The sequence below is a fragment of the Microbispora sitophila genome, assembly GCF_014892245.1.
Lineage (GTDB): Bacteria > Actinomycetota > Actinomycetes > Streptosporangiales > Streptosporangiaceae > Microbispora > Microbispora siamensis.
This window is the reverse complement of the sequence record NZ_JADBGC010000020.1, coordinates 124672-142407: the sequence shown is the minus strand read 5'-3', so window position 1 is coordinate 142407 and position 17736 is coordinate 124672. Positions and strand designations below refer to the sequence as shown.

Below are 17736 nucleotides of genomic sequence, written 5' to 3'. Positions count from 1 at the left end.
TCGGGACGTGCCCAGTCGTGACGGACATGTCCAGGCCGGCCCGGAGTCCCACCGCAGGAACGCCATCGCCGGCGCGTGCCTGCGGCTGGCCGTGATCGCCCTGCTGGTCGGCGGGCAGGCGACCAGCACGCCGGGGTTCGGCCTGACCGGTGACCCGCTCGCCGTCACCGCACTGACCGCCACGATCGCCCTCGCACTGACCCTCATGGTCGTCATCCGGCTGCGGCCGATCCTGCCGGGACCGTGGAACGACGGGCCGGCGGAGGCCGTCCTCATCGGGCTCACCCTCGTGGCGACCATCGCCCTCGACATGGTCTCGGACAGCGGCCCGGCCGTCGCCGTGCTCATGTTCAGCGTCGGGGCCGCCGCCGTACGACACCCGCTCAGCTGGTCGCTGCCGCTCCTGCTGCTGGCCCTGGTGGGCCTGGGGGCGAGCGTCACGGGACTGCTGCCGCCGGCCACCCCCGACGCGCAGCAGCGCGACCTCAGCCTGTGCGTCTCGATCTGCGTGGTCTTCGCGGTCGCCTACGCCATCAGGCAGCGCAGGGCCGCCACTGCCGCTCAGGCGGGCGAGGCCGTGCTGGCCGAACGCGCCCGGATCGCCAGGGAGATCCACGACATCCTGGCGCACTCCCTGTCCGCGCAGATCGTGCACCTCGAAGGCGCCCGGCTGCTGCTGCGCGCCGACCGGTCGCAGGAGGCGCTCGACCGGGTGGAACGCGCCCGCGAGCTGGCCAAGAAGGGCCTCGAAGAGGCGCGCAGGGCCGTGGCCGCGCTCCGTGACGACGCCCAGCCGCTGCCCGCCGCGCTGGACGCGCTCGCCCAGGAGTTCCGCGAGGCGACCGGCGAGGAGTGCGCCGTCGTCGTCTCCGGGTTCGAACGCCGCCTGCCGCCCGAGACCGAGCTGGCGATGATCCGCACCGCTCAGGAGGCCGTGACCAACGTGCGGCGGCACGCCCCCGGCTCCCCCGCCACCGTACGGCTCAGCTTCGGCGACCGGGAGTGCGAACTGGAGGTCGTCAACCCTCCGAGTGACGAGCCCGGGACGCCGGGGGGAGGATACGGTCTCGTGGGCATGCGCGAACGCGCCGAACTCCTGGGCGGCACCCTGGAGGCCGGCGAGACCGAGGACGGTTTCCGGGTCCGGCTGCGGGTGCCGGCATGACCGCCCGCGTGCTCGTGGTCGACGACCAGGCCGTGGTGCGCGACGGGCTCGTCCTGCTGCTCGGCCTGCTGCCGGACATCGAGGTGGTGGGGTCGGCGTCCGACGGCGAGGCCGCGCTCCGCCTGGTCACGGCCGAACGGCCCGACGTCGTGCTCATGGACCTGCGCATGCCCCGGATGGACGGCGTGGAGGCCACCCGCAGGATCCGCGCCGAGTTCCCGGACACCCAGGTCGTGGTGCTCACGACATACACCGACGACGAGTCGGTCTTCGCCGCGCTCCGGGCGGGGGCGCGCGGCTTCCTCACCAAGAGCGCCGACGCCGAGGAGATCGCCCGCGCCGTCACGACGGTCATGAACGGCGACGCCCAACTCGACCCCGGCGTGCAGCGCCGCCTCCTGAACACCGTCACCGGCACCGCACCGCCCGGCGAAACGCCCGGCACGGCCGCCGCGCCCGCTCAACGGTCGCGTTTCTCGCCGCGCCACACCCGCCAGGCGCCCCGAGCGAACCGGACGCCGAGAGCGGGAACGCCGCCATATGCCGGGACATCGTCCGGCGCCGGGACGCCGCCCGACGGGCTGACTCCGCGCGAGGCCGAGGTGCTGCGGCTCATCGCGCGCGGCATGTCGAACGCCGAGATCGCCGCCGCCCTGTTCATCAGCGAGGCCACGGTCAAGACGCACATCAACAACCTCTTCGCCAAGGCGCGGGTGCGCGATCGGGCCCAGGCGGTCGCGTACGCCTACCGGACCGGCCTGGCCGATCCCCGCGAGGGCTGATCCAGGCCGCGGGCCACCCGGGCGGCGGCGTAGCCGAGGGAGTTCGTCGCCAGATGGAGCAGCGCGGGGGCGAGCAGCCCGGCGCGGTGGCGCAGCCCGTGGAACACAAGCCCGGCGACCGCGGTGGACGCCACCGTCCCCGCCACCAGCCGACCCGTCTCCGCGAGCTGCCCCGCCTTCACGTGCTGTCCCGCCTTCATCAGGGGGGCGGCCTCGTCCGGGGCCTCTCCGGCGGTCAGCCGGCCGAGTGCGGGGTTGGCCCTGGCCATGTCCATGGCGGGCAGCACGTGCCACAGCCCGAACAGGGCGGCCGAGGCGGCGACCGCCGCACGGGCCGGAAGCGAGCGGCCGAGCAGGGCGGGCAGCACGCCGCGGAAGCCTGCCTCCTCCAGCAGCACGGTCCCGAACGGCACCTGCACCAGGGCCTCCTCCAGCACCCGGCGGCGCGACAACGCGAGGGCGCGCTCGTCGTGGAAGAGCGCGCGGGTGCGGGGGTTGGCCACCCCGGCGGCGTACACGGCCACGACGCCGGCGGCGAGCGCGCCCCCGGTCACGGCGCCGGCGCGGGCGCGGCGGAAGCCCAGCTCCTGCCAGGTCAGCCCCTCGCGCCGGGCGAGCGCCAGCAGCGCGCCGGTCGCGACCGCCGAGGTCAGCGGAGCCCACCGCCTGGCGACGCGGTTGTTGAGCACGTTCGCCGCCGCGAGCACCCCGAGAGCGGCTCCGAGCACGCCCGCCCGCCTCGTCCGGTTCGTCGTCATGCCCGCCATGCTCCCATCAGCCCCGGAGCGTACGAGGGGTCCGGCATTCACAAGGCCGGCGGCGGGGTGAACGGGAGGAGCCTCTTGTACGGCACCCGTGCCGAAATGGCGACCGGAGAAGATCGCCGCCACGCCCGCGACGGATGCGACAAGCCGTGAGGCGGGGATTCGTATACTCGGCCTTCCTTTCCGCCGACGTCACGGCGAATCGCTGGAGACCGAGCCGGCCGCCGGCGGGCTGCAGAATTTGTTCGCCTGGCCGCAGGTTCCGGTCGAAGACGTCTTCGACGGGAGTCGAGATATACGAGCCCGATCACGGCGATAAGGCCGGCCAGGAAGGAACATGAGGAGGCTGAGTCCCCTCGCGATCTGCGCGGCCGTTTTCGATGCGTGTGCCGCTCGCACATTCGGTTTTCCCGGATGAGGCACACATCTGGCTGCCACCGCGAACGGGATCACCTTGACCACGTGCGTATTCGTCCGGGCGGCCCGCGCCCTCAAGCGGCAGGGGTCCGCTGCGGCGACAGCGGACCCTCGAAACCCTTGATACGCGCACCAGCCACCTGCCAGATCTGGCTTACGGGCCGGCTGCCCTGCGGAGGGCTACCACCAGGGAGTGCACCGCGTGGTTCCGCCGACGATTTGCCCGCAGGCGCGGAACCAGTAACCATCCTTCGAACTCGTCTTCTGGGCCGCGCTCGTGTTCGTCAGGCCGTCCGCCTGAACCGTGAAAGGACCGCACTGCAGCCAGCCGCCGTTTGTGGCGGTCGTGGTCCAGTCCATCCAGACCTTGTCGCCCTTCTTCGTGGTGCCCCTGATGATGGCCCATCCGCGCTGGACACCGCTGATCGAGCCGTAGTGCAGTTGCGCCTTTCTCCCACCTCCGAGGTCGACGCTGTAAGCGACCGTCCCGGTCTTGTTGTAGGCGATGTCCACGAACCCGTTGGCGCCGTTGACGCACTCGGAAACAGCGGCGTTGGCGGGAGCTGCCGCGAAAACGCCTGTCAATGTGCCGGCGGCGAAAGCCCCCGCAGCGGCGGCAACCGACAGAGACTTACGGATGGATCGCATCTTTCCCCTCTCAGGAATTCTTCGACAGCGTGCACCGACAGCCAGGCGCAGCACGCGGATGCTGAACGCGACTTCGGCTGAGACAGGCGATTCGTTCCTCTCTCCGAGATCAATGAGATGTCCCGTAAGGGGCTAACCGCAACGCCTTTCAGTCCTGGCCGAAAGGGTTCGGCGAAGACTCCGGCGGCACGGGTCCGGTCCGGGTCGAAACCCGGTCAGAGTTCGCCTTCGTCACCTCACCTGTTGCCGCCTGACGCCCGCACCCTCAGCAGGTCCCCACACCCTCGGTGTAGCCGTGGGCGAAGTACTGCTGGCGCTGTCGCGGGGTGCCGTGGGCGTCCGGCGCCCACCAGACGTCGGTGGGGTCGCCCGCCGCCTGGAGGTTGGTGAGCAGCTCCTCCTCGTCGCCCTGCTCCGCGCCCAGCACTCCCACCCGGATCAGGCCGCTCAGCGCGGCGCCCGCATAGCAGTCGGCCTGGAGCTCCCGCTGCACGTTGAAGCGGAAGTCCTCGATGAGCTGGGCCTGCACGGCGTGCCCCAGTTCGTGCGGGATCACGACGTAGACCGCGCCGTCGCCCATCTGGTCGTACATCGCCTTCAGCCAGGTCGCGTCGTAGGCGATGAAATGGCCGTACGGACAGTAGAAGGCGTTCTCGGGCACGGCCGGCTGCCCGCCGCAGTCGGGGCCGTTGTTCCCCTGGTAGGCGACGAAGCGGGTGATCGGGCGGTAGGTGCCGCCGCTCTCCTGGAAGCGTTGCGACCAGAACCACTCGGTGAGGCACCGGGCCAGCTTGACGTCGCCGGGGAAGTCGTCGCCCGTGCCCTCGCACGGCGTCCCCCGGGACGCCGCGTCCCCCGGCTGCGCCCGATCGGGCGGGGAGCCGGTGAGTGTGCCGCAGGAGGCCACGAGGACCACCAGGATCAGGAGCGCGGCCAGTGTTCGGCGGGTCATTTCCGTGTGAATACCCATTTGTGCGGCAAAGATTTGCGCCGCCGCCGAACGCGAGCGTCTCACATGCCCCAGGTGTGGACGGGCTCGTTGGTGTGCATGTGCTGCAGGTAGCGGAGGGTCATGCGGCGCAGCGCCTCGTGGTCCCCGCCGAACGCGCGGGCCGTCCTGACCTGCCAGTCCGCCCCCGTACGGCCGGTCACGCAGCGCCGCTCGATGATGCCGAGCAGCCGGTCGCGCTGGACCGGGTCGACCTCCCACAGGTCGAGCCCGTGATAGGCCATGGGCAGCAGCCTGCGCAGGATCAGCTCGGCGGCGGGCACCTCCCCCAGGCCCGGCCAGTAGAGGCGGGCGTCGAGGCCGTGCCGCGCGGCGTTGCGGAGGTTGTCCTCGGCGGCCGCGAAGGACATGCGCGTCCACACGGGCCGCTCGGCCGCCGGGAGCACGCGCATGAGCCCGTAGTAGAACGCGGCGTTGGCCGCGATGTCGGCCACCGTCGGCCCGGCGGGCAGCACGCGGTTCTCCACCCGCAGGTGGGGGACGCCGTCGGAGACGTCGTAGACGGGCCGGTTCCAGCGGTAGACGGTGCCGTTGTGCAGGCGCAGCTCGTGCAGCTCGGGCACCCCGCCCTCGTCGATGACCCGCCTCGGGTCCTCCTCGTCGCACAGGGGGAGCAGCGCGGGGAAGTAGCGGACGTTCTCCTCGAACAGGTCGAAGACCGACGTGATCCACCGCTCCCCGAACCAGACGCGCGGCCGCACGCCCTGGGTCTTCAGCTCCTCGGGCCGGGTGTCGGTGGCCTGCTCGAACAGGCTGATCCTGGTCTCGCGCCACAGCTCCTTGCCGAACAGGAACGGCGAGTTGGCGGCGACCGCGACCTGCGGACCGGCGATGATCTGGGCCGCGTTCCAGTGGTCCGCGAACGTCTCGGGGCTGACCTGCAGGTGAAGCTGCACGCTCGTGCACGCCGCCTCGGGAGTGATGCTGTCGGCGTAGGTGTCGAGCCGGTCCACCCCCTCGATCATGAGGTGCAGGTCCTCGCCCCGGGCGGCGAAGATCTGCTCGTTCAGCAGCTTGTAGCGGGGGTTGGCCGACAGCGTCCCCTCGCTGACGTCGCTCTCGCGCAGCGTCGGCAGGATGCCGACCAGCATGAGCTGCCCGCCGACGCGCGCCGCCCGCTCCTGCGCCCGGTTGAGGCGCAGCCGTACGGACTCCTCAAGCAGGCGGCTGCCCTCGCCGGACAGCACCTGCGGCGGGATGTTGATCTCGACGTTGAACTGGCCCAGCTCCGTCGCCCAGTCGGGCTCCGCGATGGCGGCCAGGACCTCGGCGTTCTTCATCGCCGGCTCGCCCCGGGAGTCGACCAGGTTCAGCTCGATCTCCAGGCCCATCTGGGGCCGGTCGAACCCGAACCGCGACTCCCGCAGCATCTCGGCCAGGACGTCCAGCGACAGCTTCACCTTGTCCCGGTAGCGACGGCGGTCCTCCCGGCTGAAGGAGACGGAGGGTACGTCACGGCCCATTAACTGAGCGTCGCACGTGAGGGGGCGATCGCACCAGACGGGTACGCACAGATGGGTTCAGACCAGACGTCTGGCGGTGGCCCAGCGCGACAGCTCATGGCGGTTGGACAGCTGCAGCTTGCGCAGCACGCTCGACACGTGCGTCTCGACCGTCTTCACCGAGATGAACAGCTCCTTGGCGATCTCCTTGTAGGCGTAACCCCGGGCGATCAGCCGCAGCACCTCGCGCTCCCGCTGGGTGAGCGAGTCGAGCTCCGGGTCGATGGGCGGGGCCTCCGTCGAGGCGAACGCGTCGAGCACGAACCCGGCCAGCCGCGGCGAGAACACCGCGTCGCCCTCGGACACCCGGATGATCGCGTCGGTCAGCTCAGCACCGCTGATCGTCTTGGTCACGTAGCCCCGGGCGCCGCCCCGGATGACCCCGATCACGTCCTCGGCCGCGTCCGACACCGACAGCGCGAGGAAGCGCACCTGGGAGCCCGAGCCGAGCACGCGCCGCAGCACCTCCTGGCCGCCGCCGCCCGGCATGTGCACGTCGAGCAGCACCACGTCGGGCTGCAGCTCGCCGATCGCCGTCACCGCCGACTCCACGTCCTCGGCCTCGCCGACCACCTGGATCGACGGCCCCAGCTCGGCCCGCACGCCGGACCGGAACAGCCGGTGGTCGTCGACGATCAGCACGCGTACGGTCTTCATTGCTCCCTCTTCATGGTCAGCATGACCTCGGTTCCGTCGCCCGGCTCGGTCCTGACCCGGGCGCTTCCCCCGTTGCGCTCCATCCTGCCGATGATCGACTGGCGGATGCCCATCCGGTCCCCGGGGACGTCGTCGAGCACGAAGCCCTTGCCCCGGTCCCGGACGAACACCGTCACCTCGTCGGGCTCGACCTCGGCGTAGACGGAGACGACCGGAGCCCCACTGTATTTGCACGCGTTGACCATCGCCTGCCGGGCGGCGTGCAGCAGGGCCACCAGGCCCTCGTTCAGCTCGCAGTCGCCCACGCAGACCACCTCGATCTGCACGCCGTGCGCGTCCTCCTCCTCGGCCGCGACCCGCCGTACGGCCGCGGCGAGGGTGGCGTCGGCGTCCTGCTTGGGCTGGTAGAGCCAGTTGCGCAGCTCCCGCTCCTGCGACCGGGCGAGCCGGGCGACCTCCCGCGCGTCGTGGGCGTTGCGCTGGATGAGGGTCAGCGTGTGCAGCACCGAGTCGTGGACGTGGGCGGCCACCTCGGCCCGCTCCTCCTGCCTGATGCGCTCGGTGCGCTCCCGCTGGAGCTCCTTCACGAGCGACGCCAGCCAGGGCGCGGCGATCATCAGCATGCCGCCGACGACGACCGCGGTGAACACGAGCCCGGTCCTGGCCTTGGCCAGCTCGCCGCTCGCGGCCAGGAAGCCGATCGCGCCCACGACGACGAGCAGCGCCCCGATGCCGGTGCGCACCCAGGTCGTGCTGACCTGCTTGACCGCGCCGGACATCCACCGCTGCCGCCGCCCCGGGTCGGCCTGCTGCCACAGGATCAGCGCGCCGATGCCGCCGACCGCGATCGGCCACGTGCCGAACCCGCCGCTGGAGGCGCCCGTCATCCACGCGAAGCCCGCCAGCGCCAGCCACAGCACGCCGTACGCGGCGAGCTGGCCCCACTCGCGGGCCGGCTCCCGGCCCTTCACCTCCTCCTTGGGGGTGAACATCCACAGCGCGGCGTACGCCACGACGCCCAGCCCGTCGACGACGGTGAGCAGCACGAACGCGAGGCGCAGCACGACGGGGTCGAGCCGCAGCTGGGCGGCGGCACCCTGGGCGACGCCCGCGACCACCCGGCCAGAGGCGGGCCGGACCATCCGGGGATACGCCGCGGGGGCGTTAGGCATCTCAGACATCTCGGGAAGCATCGTCACACGTCACACGCCATGAGCGCATCAGGGCATGCCCTGACGCCACCCCTGAGGGGTCGGGGACGAGTCAGGGGTTCCCCCGATGGCAGGGGCACGGCGGGCGAGGCCAGGATGGGACCATGACCGAGGCACCACCGACCCCCGCTCCCGACCCCGCCGGCATGCCCGAGCCCGAGAAGGCGCTGAGCCGCTCCCGGGACGGGCGCATGATCACGGGCGTCTGCGCGGGGCTCGGCAGGTTCACCGGCATGGACCCCGTGCTCTTCCGGATCGGCTTCGCGGTGCTGGTGCTCGCCTCCGGCATCGGCGTCATGCTGTACGTCGCGGCGTTCCTGCTGATGCGCCAGCCGGGCGGCCGCCCCGGCCACCTGGAGCAGTGGACCCGGCGGATGTTCGACGCCGAGACCGTGCTCGCGCTGCTGGCCGCGGTCTTCGCGTTCGGCCTGATCATCAACGTCGCGTCCGGGGGGATCAACCGCGGCACGATCGTGGTCGGCACGTTGCTGGCCATCGTGCTGATGGCCGCCCACGCGCGCGGCGTCGATCTGCTGATGATGGCCAAGTCGATGCCCGAGCGGGCGACCGGACGGCGCGGTATGACCCGGGCCACCCCGAATTTCGCGCCGTTCGCGCCCTTCACCGCGCCACCCACAAGTGAGCCGTACGGGGCGACGACCGGCGCCCCCGGTGCGGGAGCGCCGATGGCGGAGACACCGCTGCGGGAGACACCGGCACCGCAGGCACAGGCACCGCAGGCACAGGCACAGGCGCCGCAGGGGGCCGCAGCACAGGGGGCCACAGCGCAGGGGGCCGCAGCGCAGCGGGCCGCGACGGACACGGCGGCTCCCGGCCCCGACACCCCCGGCGCCACCGCGGACAGAGCCGCGGGCGACACCGCGATCCAGGACGCGATGGTCCAGAACGCGGCCGCGGACGACACCGCGATCCACGACACGCTCATCCAGGATCCGGTGGCGAAGGACACAACCCCGCAGGACCTGGGCACGAAGGGCGCGGCCGTGGACGACACGCTCGTCCAGGAGGCCGTCGCCGGAGACGCGGCGGCACCGGCGGGGCGGGCCGACGGCGACCCGCCGACCCGGCCCTTCGAGTCCGTCGCCCGGCTGGCCGCGGAGCCCGCCCCAGACCCGAATCCACCGCATAACACACCGGGACCGAACACCCCAGGCCCGAACACACCGGGACCGGACGTCTACGGGGCGCCGGCCGGCTGGGCTTCCGGAGCGCCGGGGCCCTCCGCCGCTCCGGCCGGCGACGGCTACCGGCGGCTGTCCGATCTGGCCCGCGAAGCGCGGGCGGGCGCGTACGGCCACGGCGGCGCTCAGGAGCACCGGCATGGCATGGGACACGGAGCCGGAGGGCACGGGTACGGAGCCGGAGGGCACGGGTACGGAGCCGGAGAGCCCTTCGCCCCCCACGGCCCCTACACAAGGCGCGAGCCGTACCAGCCGTACGCCGCGCCCTACCCGCCGAGCCCCTACGCCCCGCCCACGCCACCGCCCGCGCGGCCGGCGAAGCCCAAGCGCCCCAGGTCGTTCATCGGCGGCCTCACCATCTGTCTCGCCCTGATCGTTGGAGGGATCATGGTCACCATGCAGCGGACCGGCTCCGGCTCGGTCGGCCTGCCGGTCGTCGGCGGGGCGGTCCTCGTCACGATCGGGGCGGGCCTGCTGGTCGCCGCGTGGTTCGGCCGGGGCGCGGCGCTGGTCGCCGCCGGGACGATCGTGGCCCTCGTACTGGTGGGAAGCTCGACGGTGAACGGCATCCCCCGCAAGGTCGGCAGCTTCGTCTGGCACCCCGTCGGCTCCGTCCAGTCGCCCGGCACCTACGAACTGGGCATCGGCGAAGGCAAGCTCGACCTGAGCGACGTGACGCTCAGACCGGGCAGCCGGGTCAGGTTCGACGCCTCGGTGTCGATGGGACAGCTCACGGTGATCGTCCCGGCGACCGCCCGCGTGGAGGTGCACGGCTCCTCCAAACTGGGCGAAGTGAAGATCGACCAGAAGGTCGAGGACGGTACGGACGTCAGCTTCGACCGGGTCCTGGAGCCGGAGACGCCCGTCGAGGGCGACGCGCCGACGATCGAGCTGCACGTCAAGGCCGGTATCGGCGACGTGGAGGTGCGCCGTGCGGCCTGAGTCGAAGCCCGAGCGCCCGCGCCGGGTGCACCGTACGGACTGGATGGCCCTGCTGTGCGGCCTGCTGTTCATCGGCATGGGCGTCCGCTACCTGACCGGCCCCGATCCCGACGCCGTCATCATGGCGCCCATCCTCGTCGGGGGGCTGGGCTTCGCGGCCTTCGTCGCCATCCTCGCCAAGGCCATCCGCCGCTGATCCCCTTATCCACTGATCTGCTTCCGGCCGGTGCCGCCTCCGCGCGGCGCCGGCCGTTCGTCTTTTCCCGGTTTTCCGAGATTTTCCTGACGACCAGCGGACGAGAGCATACTCAGTATGCATACTGAGTATTCATGTCGGTACGACACGGCCTGCTCGCCTTGCTGAGCCGGGGCCCGCGCTACGGCTACCAGCTCAGGGCCGAGTTCGAGGCGTCCACGGCGACGACCTGGCCACTGAACATCGGGCAGGTCTACACGACGCTGTCCCGCCTCGAACGCGACGGCCTGGTGTCCCGCGACGACCAGGGCGACCAGGACGAGCAGGGCCGGGTCCGCTACGCCATCACGCCCGAAGGCCGCGACGAGCTCGACCGGTGGTTCGCCAAGCCCGTCTCCCGGGCCGACCGGCCCCGCGACGAGCTCGTCATCAAGCTCGCGATGGCGGTCACCACGCCCGGCGTGGACGTGGCGGCGGTCATCCGGGCCCAGCGGTCCGCGACGATGCGGAGCCTGCAGGAGCTCACCCGCGCCATGCGGAGTCTCGACGCCTCCGCCGAGACCGCACAGCGCCTGGTCATCGATTCGATGATCTTCCATGCCGAGGCCGAGCAGCGCTGGCTCGACCACTGCGAGGCCGTCCTCGCCCGTCCCTCCGAGGAGATTCCGTGACAGAGAACCGACCTCCGGACCGGTTGCCCGCAGCGGACGGCGCGCCGGTCGTGCGCATGACCGGCGTCGTACGCGTCCACGGCGAGGGGGCGGTGGCCGTCCACGCGCTGCGGGGCGTCAGCCTGGACGTCGGCGCCGGGGAGCTGGTCGCGGTCATGGGCCCGTCCGGGTCCGGCAAGTCCACCCTGCTCAACCTCGCCGGCGGGCTGGACCGCCCGACGGAGGGGTCGGTGACGCTCGAAGGCCGCGAGCTGCGGGATCTGTCCTTCAAGCAACTGGCCGCGATGCGCCGCAGGAGCGCCGGCTACGTCTTCCAGGACCTCAACCTCATCCCGTCGCTGACCGTCGCGGAGAACGTCGCGCTGCCGCGCGAGCTGGACGGCGTCCCTACGGCGAAGGCCAGGCGGGAGGCCATGGCGGTGCTGGAGGAGGTCGGGCTCGCCGACCTGGGCGAGCGGTTCCCCGACAACCTGTCGGGCGGCCAGCGCCAGCGGGCCGCGATCGCCCGGGCGCTGGTCGGAGAACGGCGACTGCTCCTGGCGGACGAGCCGACGGGCGCCCTCGACACCCGGGCGGGCGACGAGATCATCCAGGTGCTCCGGCAGCGGGCCGACGCGGGGGCCGCCGTGCTGCTGGTCACGCACGAGCCGCGCTACGCCGCCTGGGCCGACCGCGTCGTCTTCCTCAAGGACGGGCAGATCGTCGACTCCGCCGACCAGATGGAGACCGCCCGATGAAGGGTGTCAGGGCCGCGTTGCGGATCTCCCGCCGCAACGCCCGGCGGTCGAAGTGGCGCAGCGCGCTGATCCTCGCGATGATCGGGCTTCCGGTCGCCCTCGCCTCCTTCGTGCTGAGCGCCGTCTTCGGCCCAGGGCCGATGCCCGATCGTCAGCGCTACCCGCTCGGGCAGGCCGACGCACTGATGATCGGCGCCCACGAGTGGGCGAACCTCACCCAGGACGTGTGGGGAGAAGAGGTCTCCTGGTGGGACGGGCGGAAGCAGACGCCGTTCACCAAGGCCGAGATCACGGCGGTCCTCTCCCCCGGCAGCCGGGTCATCCCGGTCGCCCAGGCGGATTTCCGATACCTCACTCCGCAGGGGTACCGCAGGGGGCACATCCGTCAGGTCGATCTCAGTGATCCGCTGTCCCGGGGCACCTTCCGGCTGACCGCGGGCAGGCTGCCCGCCGCACCCGGCGAGGCCGTCGTGTCCGCCGCGATGGTGGGCTCGGACACGGCTCCCGGCGTCACGCTTTTCGCCGGGGAGGAACGCCGCCCGCTCCGGGTCGTCGGCGTCGCCCTGTTCGACCTGATGGGGATCCCGCCCGACCTCATGGTTTTCCCCGGCAGCCTGCCCGACAGCGCGTTCGGGCGGTTGGATCCCACGCTGATGTCGCACGCCTGGCTCGTGGACACACCGCGTCCGGTGACGTGGGCGGACGTGCGTCGGCTCAACGCACGCGGCCTCGTGGTCGTCAGCCGCGCCGTCCTCGACGGGGTCCGGCCGGACGAGCCGCCGTCGCGTGGGCCCTCCCTCCCGCAGACCGCGCCCTGGGTCGCGATCATGCTGCTGGAGGTCGTCCTGCTGGCCGGGCCGGCCTTCGCCGTGGGGCGGCTGCGCAGGTCGCGCGAGTTCGCGCTGGTGGCCGTCCAGGGCGGCTCCCCCGGGCACCTGCGGACGATCGCGCTCGCCGACGGCCTGCTGTTCGGCGTCGCCGCCTCGGTGCCCGGCGCGGCCCTGGGCGTCGGCGCGGCCTGGCTCGCGCGGCCGCTGCTGGAGCAGCGGGCCGGATACCTGCTCCCCCCGTTCACCGCCCCCTGGGCGGCCGTCGCGACGGCCGCGGCGCTGGGCGTCGTCGCCGGGTTGCTGGCCGCACTCGCCCCGGCCGTCGCGGCGAGCCGTACGGACCCCGTCGCCGTGCTGTCGGGCAGGCGCGAGCGAGGCCGTGAGCGCGCGGGCCGGCCGCTGCCCGGGATCGTGCTCGTCGTCGCGGGCACGGCGGCGACCGTCGTGAGCGCCGGTCACGAGCTCGGCTGGATCGCGACCTCGGCCCTGGTCACCCAGCTCGGCCTGGTGGCTCTGACGCCGGCGCTCGTCGCGGCGGTCGCCAGACTCGCCGCCCGGCTCCCCCTGCCGCTCCGGTTCGCCGCCAGGGACGCCGCACGCAACAGGGGCCGTACGGCGCCCGCCGTCGCCGCGGTGATGACCGCGGTCGTCGCACTGACGGCGGTGGGAGTGACGTGGCAGAGCCGGCTCGCGCAGAGGCCGGCGTACGCGCAGGACTACCCGCAGGCGCCCACCGGAGCGCTGTGGATCGCCGGGCCCGACCTCACTCCCGGGCTCTGGGATCGCGTCCGCGCCGCCGCACGCGAGGAACTGCCCGCCGGCGTGCCGCTGGTCGAGGCGCGGACGCTCATGACGAAGTCCGGCGTCCCCGTGTACGCCTCGGTGCCGGACACCGCCCCCGACGTCAGCAGGGTGGAGTGGTCGGACCAGAGCCGATCCGGGGGCCTCCTCGTCGGGAACGACGACCTGCTCCGCTACGTGCTGCGGCGCGACGACCCCCACGCGGAAGCGGCGCTACACGAGGGGAAGGCCGTCGTGCTCAACCCGGAGGTGATCCGGGGCGGACAGCTGAGAATCGAGCTGACACCCGACGCCGGGCCGGGCGACCTCCCGCCGCTCACGCTGCCCGCCGTCGGCGTACGGGCCACCGGGGAGGGCTGGGCCCGCGCGGTCGTCGCGCCCGAGGTGGCCGCGAAGAACGGGTACGGCACCGTCACCACCATGCTCGTGGTGGATCCCGCGGACTTCCGCGTCCCGAGGGCGACGGCGGACCGGATCGCATCGAAGGTGGAGCGGATCAGCGGCAAGGCCACGGTGCGACTCGAGGTCCCGGAGGCTCCCGACGAGAGGATCCTCCTGGTCGTACTGGGCATCGCCGCGGCCGTGCTCGTGCTGGGGATGACGTTCGTCGCCACCATGCTGGCCGCCGTGGAGGCGCGTCCGGACCTGGAGACCATGTCGGCCGTGGGGGCGGCCCCGCGCGTGAAACGCGCGGTCGTCGCCGGACAGGCCCTGGTGATCGCACTGCTGGGCTCGGTCGCGGGCGTGCTCGCCGGCCTCGCTCCGGGCATCGCCGCGGCCCGTTACCCCGATCCCCACCCTGCGGTGTTCCTGCGTCCCGACGGGGTGCCGACGACCATGCCGGTGGACGCCGCGCCCGCGGTCGCGACCCCCTGGGCGCTCGTCGGCCTGCTCGTCGTCGTGCTTCCCCTGCTGGCCGCGCTCGGCGGCGCCGTTCTCACGCGGTCGCGCCTGCCGCTCCCCCGGCGGAGGGCGACGTGACGGTAACCGCGAGAAGCGGCACCTCCTGGGCGGGGACTCTGGTGCGCGCCCTGGCGGCCGGAGCGGCATTCGGCGCGGCGACCTCCCTGGTGAACGCCCTCTCCGGCAGCCAGGCCGACCTCGAGAGCCGCGCCTACACCACCAGCGGGTGGTCGGTCGCGGAGATCATGAGCGTGCTGCTCGACTCCGGCTGGGCGTGGGCGGGTCTCGCGGTGGCGGTGGGGTGGCTGGTCACCCGCGCCGGGGAGGGCCGTCCCGCGGCACCGGCGGGGCGTGGCGCCGCCGCCGGCGCACTGGCCCTGCTCGCCGCCACGGCCGCCTACAGCATCGTGGACACCATCCGCAGTGGCGGGGAGGTCCCCTGGTACGCGTCGGAACCACTCCCGTGGTGGATCGCCGCCGTCGTCTTCGGAGCGCCTCTGGGTGCTGTCGGCGCGTGCGCCGGGCGACCGGGAGTGATCGGTCTGCTCGCGAGACTGACCGTGCCGGTCGGCGCCGCCGTTCAGATGGCCGTGCTCCCGCCCGGCAGGAACGAGGTGGTCCAGGCCATAGGGAAGGCGATCGTGTGGACGGCGGCCGCCGCGACCGTCGGCGTCATCGTCGTCCGCTTCCTCCTCACGGAGCGACGCCGGCGCTCTCCGGCGGCTGGGGATGGGAAGTCGCGCCCGGCGTGAGGGCGGCCTCCACGGCGGACAGGCAGCGTTCGACGACGGGCCGGGGGGCGAAGGCGTAGGTGCCGTCGCCGAACAGCTCGAACGTCATGAACCCGTCATAACCGCGGCGGGAGAAGGCGGCGAGGTAGCCGGCCAGCGGCAGCTCCCCGTCGCCCCACGCCAGGTGCCCGGCCGGGCGGCCGTCGATGAGGTGCACGTGGCGGACCCGGTCGCCGAGCGCGTCGAAGTAGTCGTCCACGCTCTCCCCCGCGACCGCCATGCCCACGGTGTCGAGCACGGCGGCGAGGTTCGGCGCGCCGACCTCGTCCAGCATCCGGGCGAGCGCCCGCGAGTCGTTGAGCAGGTTCGACTCCACCCGCTGGAGCGGTTCGAGCACGCAGGTCACCCCGAACCCGTCGGCGTACGAGGCGATCTCGGCGAGCGCGTCGGCGGACCTGCGCCACGCCGCCTCCACCGGCTCGTCCTCGTATCCCCGGCCCGGCGTGAGCAGGAGCAACTCGGCGCCGAGCTCCGCGCACAGCTCGGCCGCCCGGCGGAACATCGCGATGCTGGAGGCGCGCAGCCGCGTGTCGGCCGAGGCGATGTTGACCGGATACATCACCTGCTCCGGGGTGAGGCAGCGCACCCGCAGGCCGCGTGAGGCGGCCCGGCGGCGTACGGCGCGGGCCTCGGCGTCGCTCACCTGCGGCACGTGGAAATGCGGGGCGATCCCCCACAGCTCCAGTTCCTCGCGACCGAGGTCGGCGGCGTCGTCGAGGAACCGCTCGAACGGCAGGTGCTGGTAGGAGAAGTTCGCTCCGGTGATCTGAGGCATGGGGCTCATTTTCCGACTCCGTCCGCGAGTCCTTTGACGATGTACCGCTGCCCGGCGAAGAACAGCAGCACGACCGGGAAGGCCGCGATCGCCATGCCGGCGAAGACGACAGGAAACTCGGTGCCGTGCTTGCTCATGAGGCTCATCAGGCCGACGGGAAGGGTCTGCACGCCCGCGCCGCTGGTGAAGACCATCGCGAACAGGTACTCGTTCCAGGCGAACAGGATGTGCAGCAGCACGGTCGAGGTGATGATCGGCTTGCACATGGGCAGAATGATCCGCCAGAAGGCGGTCCACCGGCCGCAGCCGTCCATCTCGGCCGCCTCGTCCACCTCCCGCGGCAGGTCGAGCATGTACGCCCGGATGAGGAAGGTGGTGAACGGCACCCGGAAGGCCGTGTAGAGGATGAGCAGCGCCCAGAAGCTGTTGTACAGGCCCATGGCCTGGAACATCTTGACCAGCGGCACGAGCGCCACGCTCGGGGCGAGCATCAGCCCGCCGAGGATGACCCCGGTGGTCAGCTTCGAGAACGGGATGTTCACCCGGGTGAGGCCGTACGCCGCCCACGCGCTGACGAACACGGTCGCGATCGTCGAGGTGACGGTGACCAGCACGCTCGTGGTGAGGTAGTTGCTCACCCCGCGGTTCCATGCCTTCTGGTAGCTGTCGAAGCTCCAGTGGGAGGGCAGGGAGAAGGGGTTCCCGAAGATCTCGCCGTTGGTCTTGAACCCGTTGAGCACCATCCACAGCAGCGGATAGACCACCACCGCCGCGAGGCAGAGCAGGAACGCCCACAGGAACACCCGGGTGACCACCCCCAGGAAGCCGATGCGACTCACCACGCCACCCTTCTCCTGCGCGCGACCCACAGTTGCGCGACGGCGATGCCGAGCGTGATCACGAAGATGACGGTCGCGATCGCGGCGGCGTAGCCGAAGTCGTTGCGGACGAAGCCGCTGCGGTAGAGCCAGGTCCCCAGCACCTGGGTCGAGTTGTCCGGCCCACCGCTGGTCATCACCATGACCTCGTTGAACACCTGGAACGCCCCCGAGATCGTGACCATCGACATCACGCCGGTCATCTCTCGCACCAGGGGAACGGTCACGTGGAAGAAGCGGCGGACCGGGCCGGTGCCGTCGAGGGCCGCGGCCTGGTAGATCTCGCGGGGAATCCGCTGGATGGCGACGGCGAACAGCAGCGTGGAGTAGCCGAAGCCCTGCCACTGGCTCATCGCGATGATCGCCGGCATGGCCGTGCTCTCCTCGCCCAGCCACGAGTGGCTGAGTCCGCCGAGGCCGACCGCCTGCAGCAGGTGGTTGAGCAGGCCGAGGTCGGGCTCGTAGATGAAGTAGAAGAGCAGGCCGGCGACGGTCAGCGAGATCGCGGAGGGGATGAAGTAGATCGCCCGCAGGGCGCGCTGCCACCGCTCGCCGCGCACGCCTTCGATGAGCGCGGCCAGCACGAGCGCGCCGAACACCTGGAACACGATCGACACCACGGCGTACAGCACGTTGTTGCCGAGCGACCGCCAGAAGACCGGGTCCTCGACGAGCTTGGTGTAGTTGGCGAAGCCGACGTACTCCTGGCTGCCGCTGTAGATGTCCCACTTGAGCGTGCTGAACCCGAGGTTCTCGGCCAGCGGGAAGTAGACGAACACCCCGACCAGCACGAGGGCGGGAACGACCCACGCGAGCCCGAGCGCCCGTTTGCCGATGGTGCGCACCTGCTCTCCT

At 72.1% G+C, this 17736-nt stretch carries 17 protein-coding genes; 8 read left to right on the top strand and 9 right to left on the bottom strand.

The genetic code is table 11. The features are described from left to right. Positions 1 to 7: 7 nt before the first annotated feature. Complete coding sequence (locus IL992_RS32085) at positions 8 to 1165, top strand: sensor histidine kinase (RefSeq protein WP_193207070.1); 1158 nt, start codon at positions 8 to 10, stop codon at positions 1163 to 1165. Then, positions 1162 to 1947 carry a response regulator transcription factor gene (locus IL992_RS32080; protein ID WP_193207069.1) on the top strand — a complete coding sequence of 262 codons (786 nt, stop codon included), beginning with the start codon at positions 1162 to 1164 and terminating at the stop codon, positions 1945 to 1947. The genes IL992_RS32085 and IL992_RS32080 overlap by 4 nt, the downstream gene beginning before the upstream one ends. Here IL992_RS32080 and IL992_RS32075 read toward each other — a convergent pair. From IL992_RS32075 to IL992_RS32050, 6 genes are all read right to left on the bottom strand, one after another. Further along, entirely contained in the window at positions 1911 to 2705 is a 795-nt protein-coding gene (locus tag IL992_RS32075; RefSeq protein WP_193207068.1) for a CPBP family glutamic-type intramembrane protease, read from the bottom strand. The two genes, IL992_RS32080 and IL992_RS32075, sit on opposite strands and share 37 nt — an antisense overlap. Before the next feature lie 603 nt (positions 2706 to 3308). Then, positions 3309 to 3776, bottom strand: a complete 468-nt coding sequence (locus IL992_RS32070) for a hypothetical protein (RefSeq protein ID WP_193207067.1) — start codon at positions 3774 to 3776, stop codon at positions 3309 to 3311. 265 nt (positions 3777 to 4041) lie between these two features. Further along, on the bottom strand, positions 4042 to 4728 hold the full coding sequence (locus tag IL992_RS32065) for a neutral zinc metallopeptidase (protein WP_193207066.1): 687 nt from the start codon (positions 4726 to 4728) through the stop codon (positions 4042 to 4044). Positions 4729 to 4787: 59 nt separating this feature from the next. Then, positions 4788 to 6248: a glutamate--cysteine ligase family protein gene (locus IL992_RS32060; protein ID WP_193207065.1), complete on the bottom strand. Its 1461-nt coding sequence runs from the start codon at positions 6246 to 6248 to the stop codon at positions 4788 to 4790. A gap of 57 nt (positions 6249 to 6305) precedes the next feature. Beyond that, the gene (locus IL992_RS32055; protein WP_193207064.1) at positions 6306 to 6944 is read right to left on the bottom strand and encodes a response regulator; all 639 of its coding nucleotides are present in this window, start codon (positions 6942 to 6944) and stop codon (positions 6306 to 6308) included. Then, entirely contained in the window at positions 6941 to 8116 is a 1176-nt protein-coding gene (locus IL992_RS32050) for an ATP-binding protein (RefSeq protein WP_404804802.1), read from the bottom strand. The genes IL992_RS32055 and IL992_RS32050 overlap by 4 nt, the downstream gene beginning before the upstream one ends. Before the next feature lie 143 nt (positions 8117 to 8259). Between IL992_RS32050 and IL992_RS32045 the strand changes: the two genes are divergently transcribed. The 6 genes from IL992_RS32045 to IL992_RS32020 all read left to right on the top strand — a co-directional run bounded on the left by IL992_RS32045 (position 8260) and on the right by IL992_RS32020 (position 15189). After that, the gene (locus tag IL992_RS32045) at positions 8260 to 10299 is read left to right on the top strand and encodes a PspC domain-containing protein (RefSeq protein ID WP_193207062.1); all 2040 of its coding nucleotides are present in this window, start codon (positions 8260 to 8262) and stop codon (positions 10297 to 10299) included. Further along, positions 10289 to 10495, top strand: coding sequence for a hypothetical protein (locus tag IL992_RS32040; protein ID WP_193207111.1), 207 nt, complete (start codon positions 10289 to 10291; stop codon positions 10493 to 10495). Before IL992_RS32045 ends, IL992_RS32040 begins: the two co-directional genes overlap by 11 nt. Positions 10496 to 10629: 134 nt before the next feature. Continuing rightward, positions 10630 to 11166 (top strand): PadR family transcriptional regulator, encoded by a 537-nt coding sequence (locus IL992_RS32035; protein ID WP_193207061.1) that lies wholly within the window; start codon positions 10630 to 10632, stop codon positions 11164 to 11166. Positions 11167 to 11222: 56 nt separating this feature from the next. After that, positions 11223 to 11903 carry an ABC transporter ATP-binding protein gene (locus IL992_RS32030; RefSeq protein WP_193207106.1) on the top strand — a complete coding sequence of 227 codons (681 nt, stop codon included), beginning with the start codon at positions 11223 to 11225 and terminating at the stop codon, positions 11901 to 11903. After that, positions 11900 to 14515: an FtsX-like permease family protein gene (locus IL992_RS32025; protein WP_193207060.1), complete on the top strand. Its 2616-nt coding sequence runs from the start codon at positions 11900 to 11902 to the stop codon at positions 14513 to 14515. The genes IL992_RS32030 and IL992_RS32025 overlap by 4 nt, the downstream gene beginning before the upstream one ends. Then, on the top strand, positions 14512 to 15189 hold the full coding sequence (locus IL992_RS32020) for a hypothetical protein (protein WP_193207059.1): 678 nt from the start codon (positions 14512 to 14514) through the stop codon (positions 15187 to 15189). The genes IL992_RS32025 and IL992_RS32020 overlap by 4 nt, the downstream gene beginning before the upstream one ends. Here IL992_RS32020 and IL992_RS32015 read toward each other — a convergent pair. Genes IL992_RS32015 through IL992_RS32005 form a run of 3 tightly spaced genes read right to left on the bottom strand, consistent with a single transcriptional unit; the run spans position 15131 to position 17726 of the window. Beyond that, positions 15131 to 16012 (bottom strand): sugar phosphate isomerase/epimerase family protein, encoded by an 882-nt coding sequence (locus tag IL992_RS32015; protein ID WP_193207058.1) that lies wholly within the window; start codon positions 16010 to 16012, stop codon positions 15131 to 15133. The genes IL992_RS32020 and IL992_RS32015 overlap by 59 nt on opposite strands. Then, positions 16009 to 16842: a carbohydrate ABC transporter permease gene (locus IL992_RS32010; protein WP_319018961.1), complete on the bottom strand. Its 834-nt coding sequence runs from the start codon at positions 16840 to 16842 to the stop codon at positions 16009 to 16011. Before IL992_RS32010 ends, IL992_RS32015 begins: the two co-directional genes overlap by 4 nt. Beyond that, on the bottom strand, positions 16839 to 17726 hold the full coding sequence (locus IL992_RS32005) for a carbohydrate ABC transporter permease (RefSeq protein WP_193207056.1): 888 nt from the start codon (positions 17724 to 17726) through the stop codon (positions 16839 to 16841). Before IL992_RS32005 ends, IL992_RS32010 begins: the two co-directional genes overlap by 4 nt. Positions 17727 to 17736: the final 10 nt, after the last annotated feature.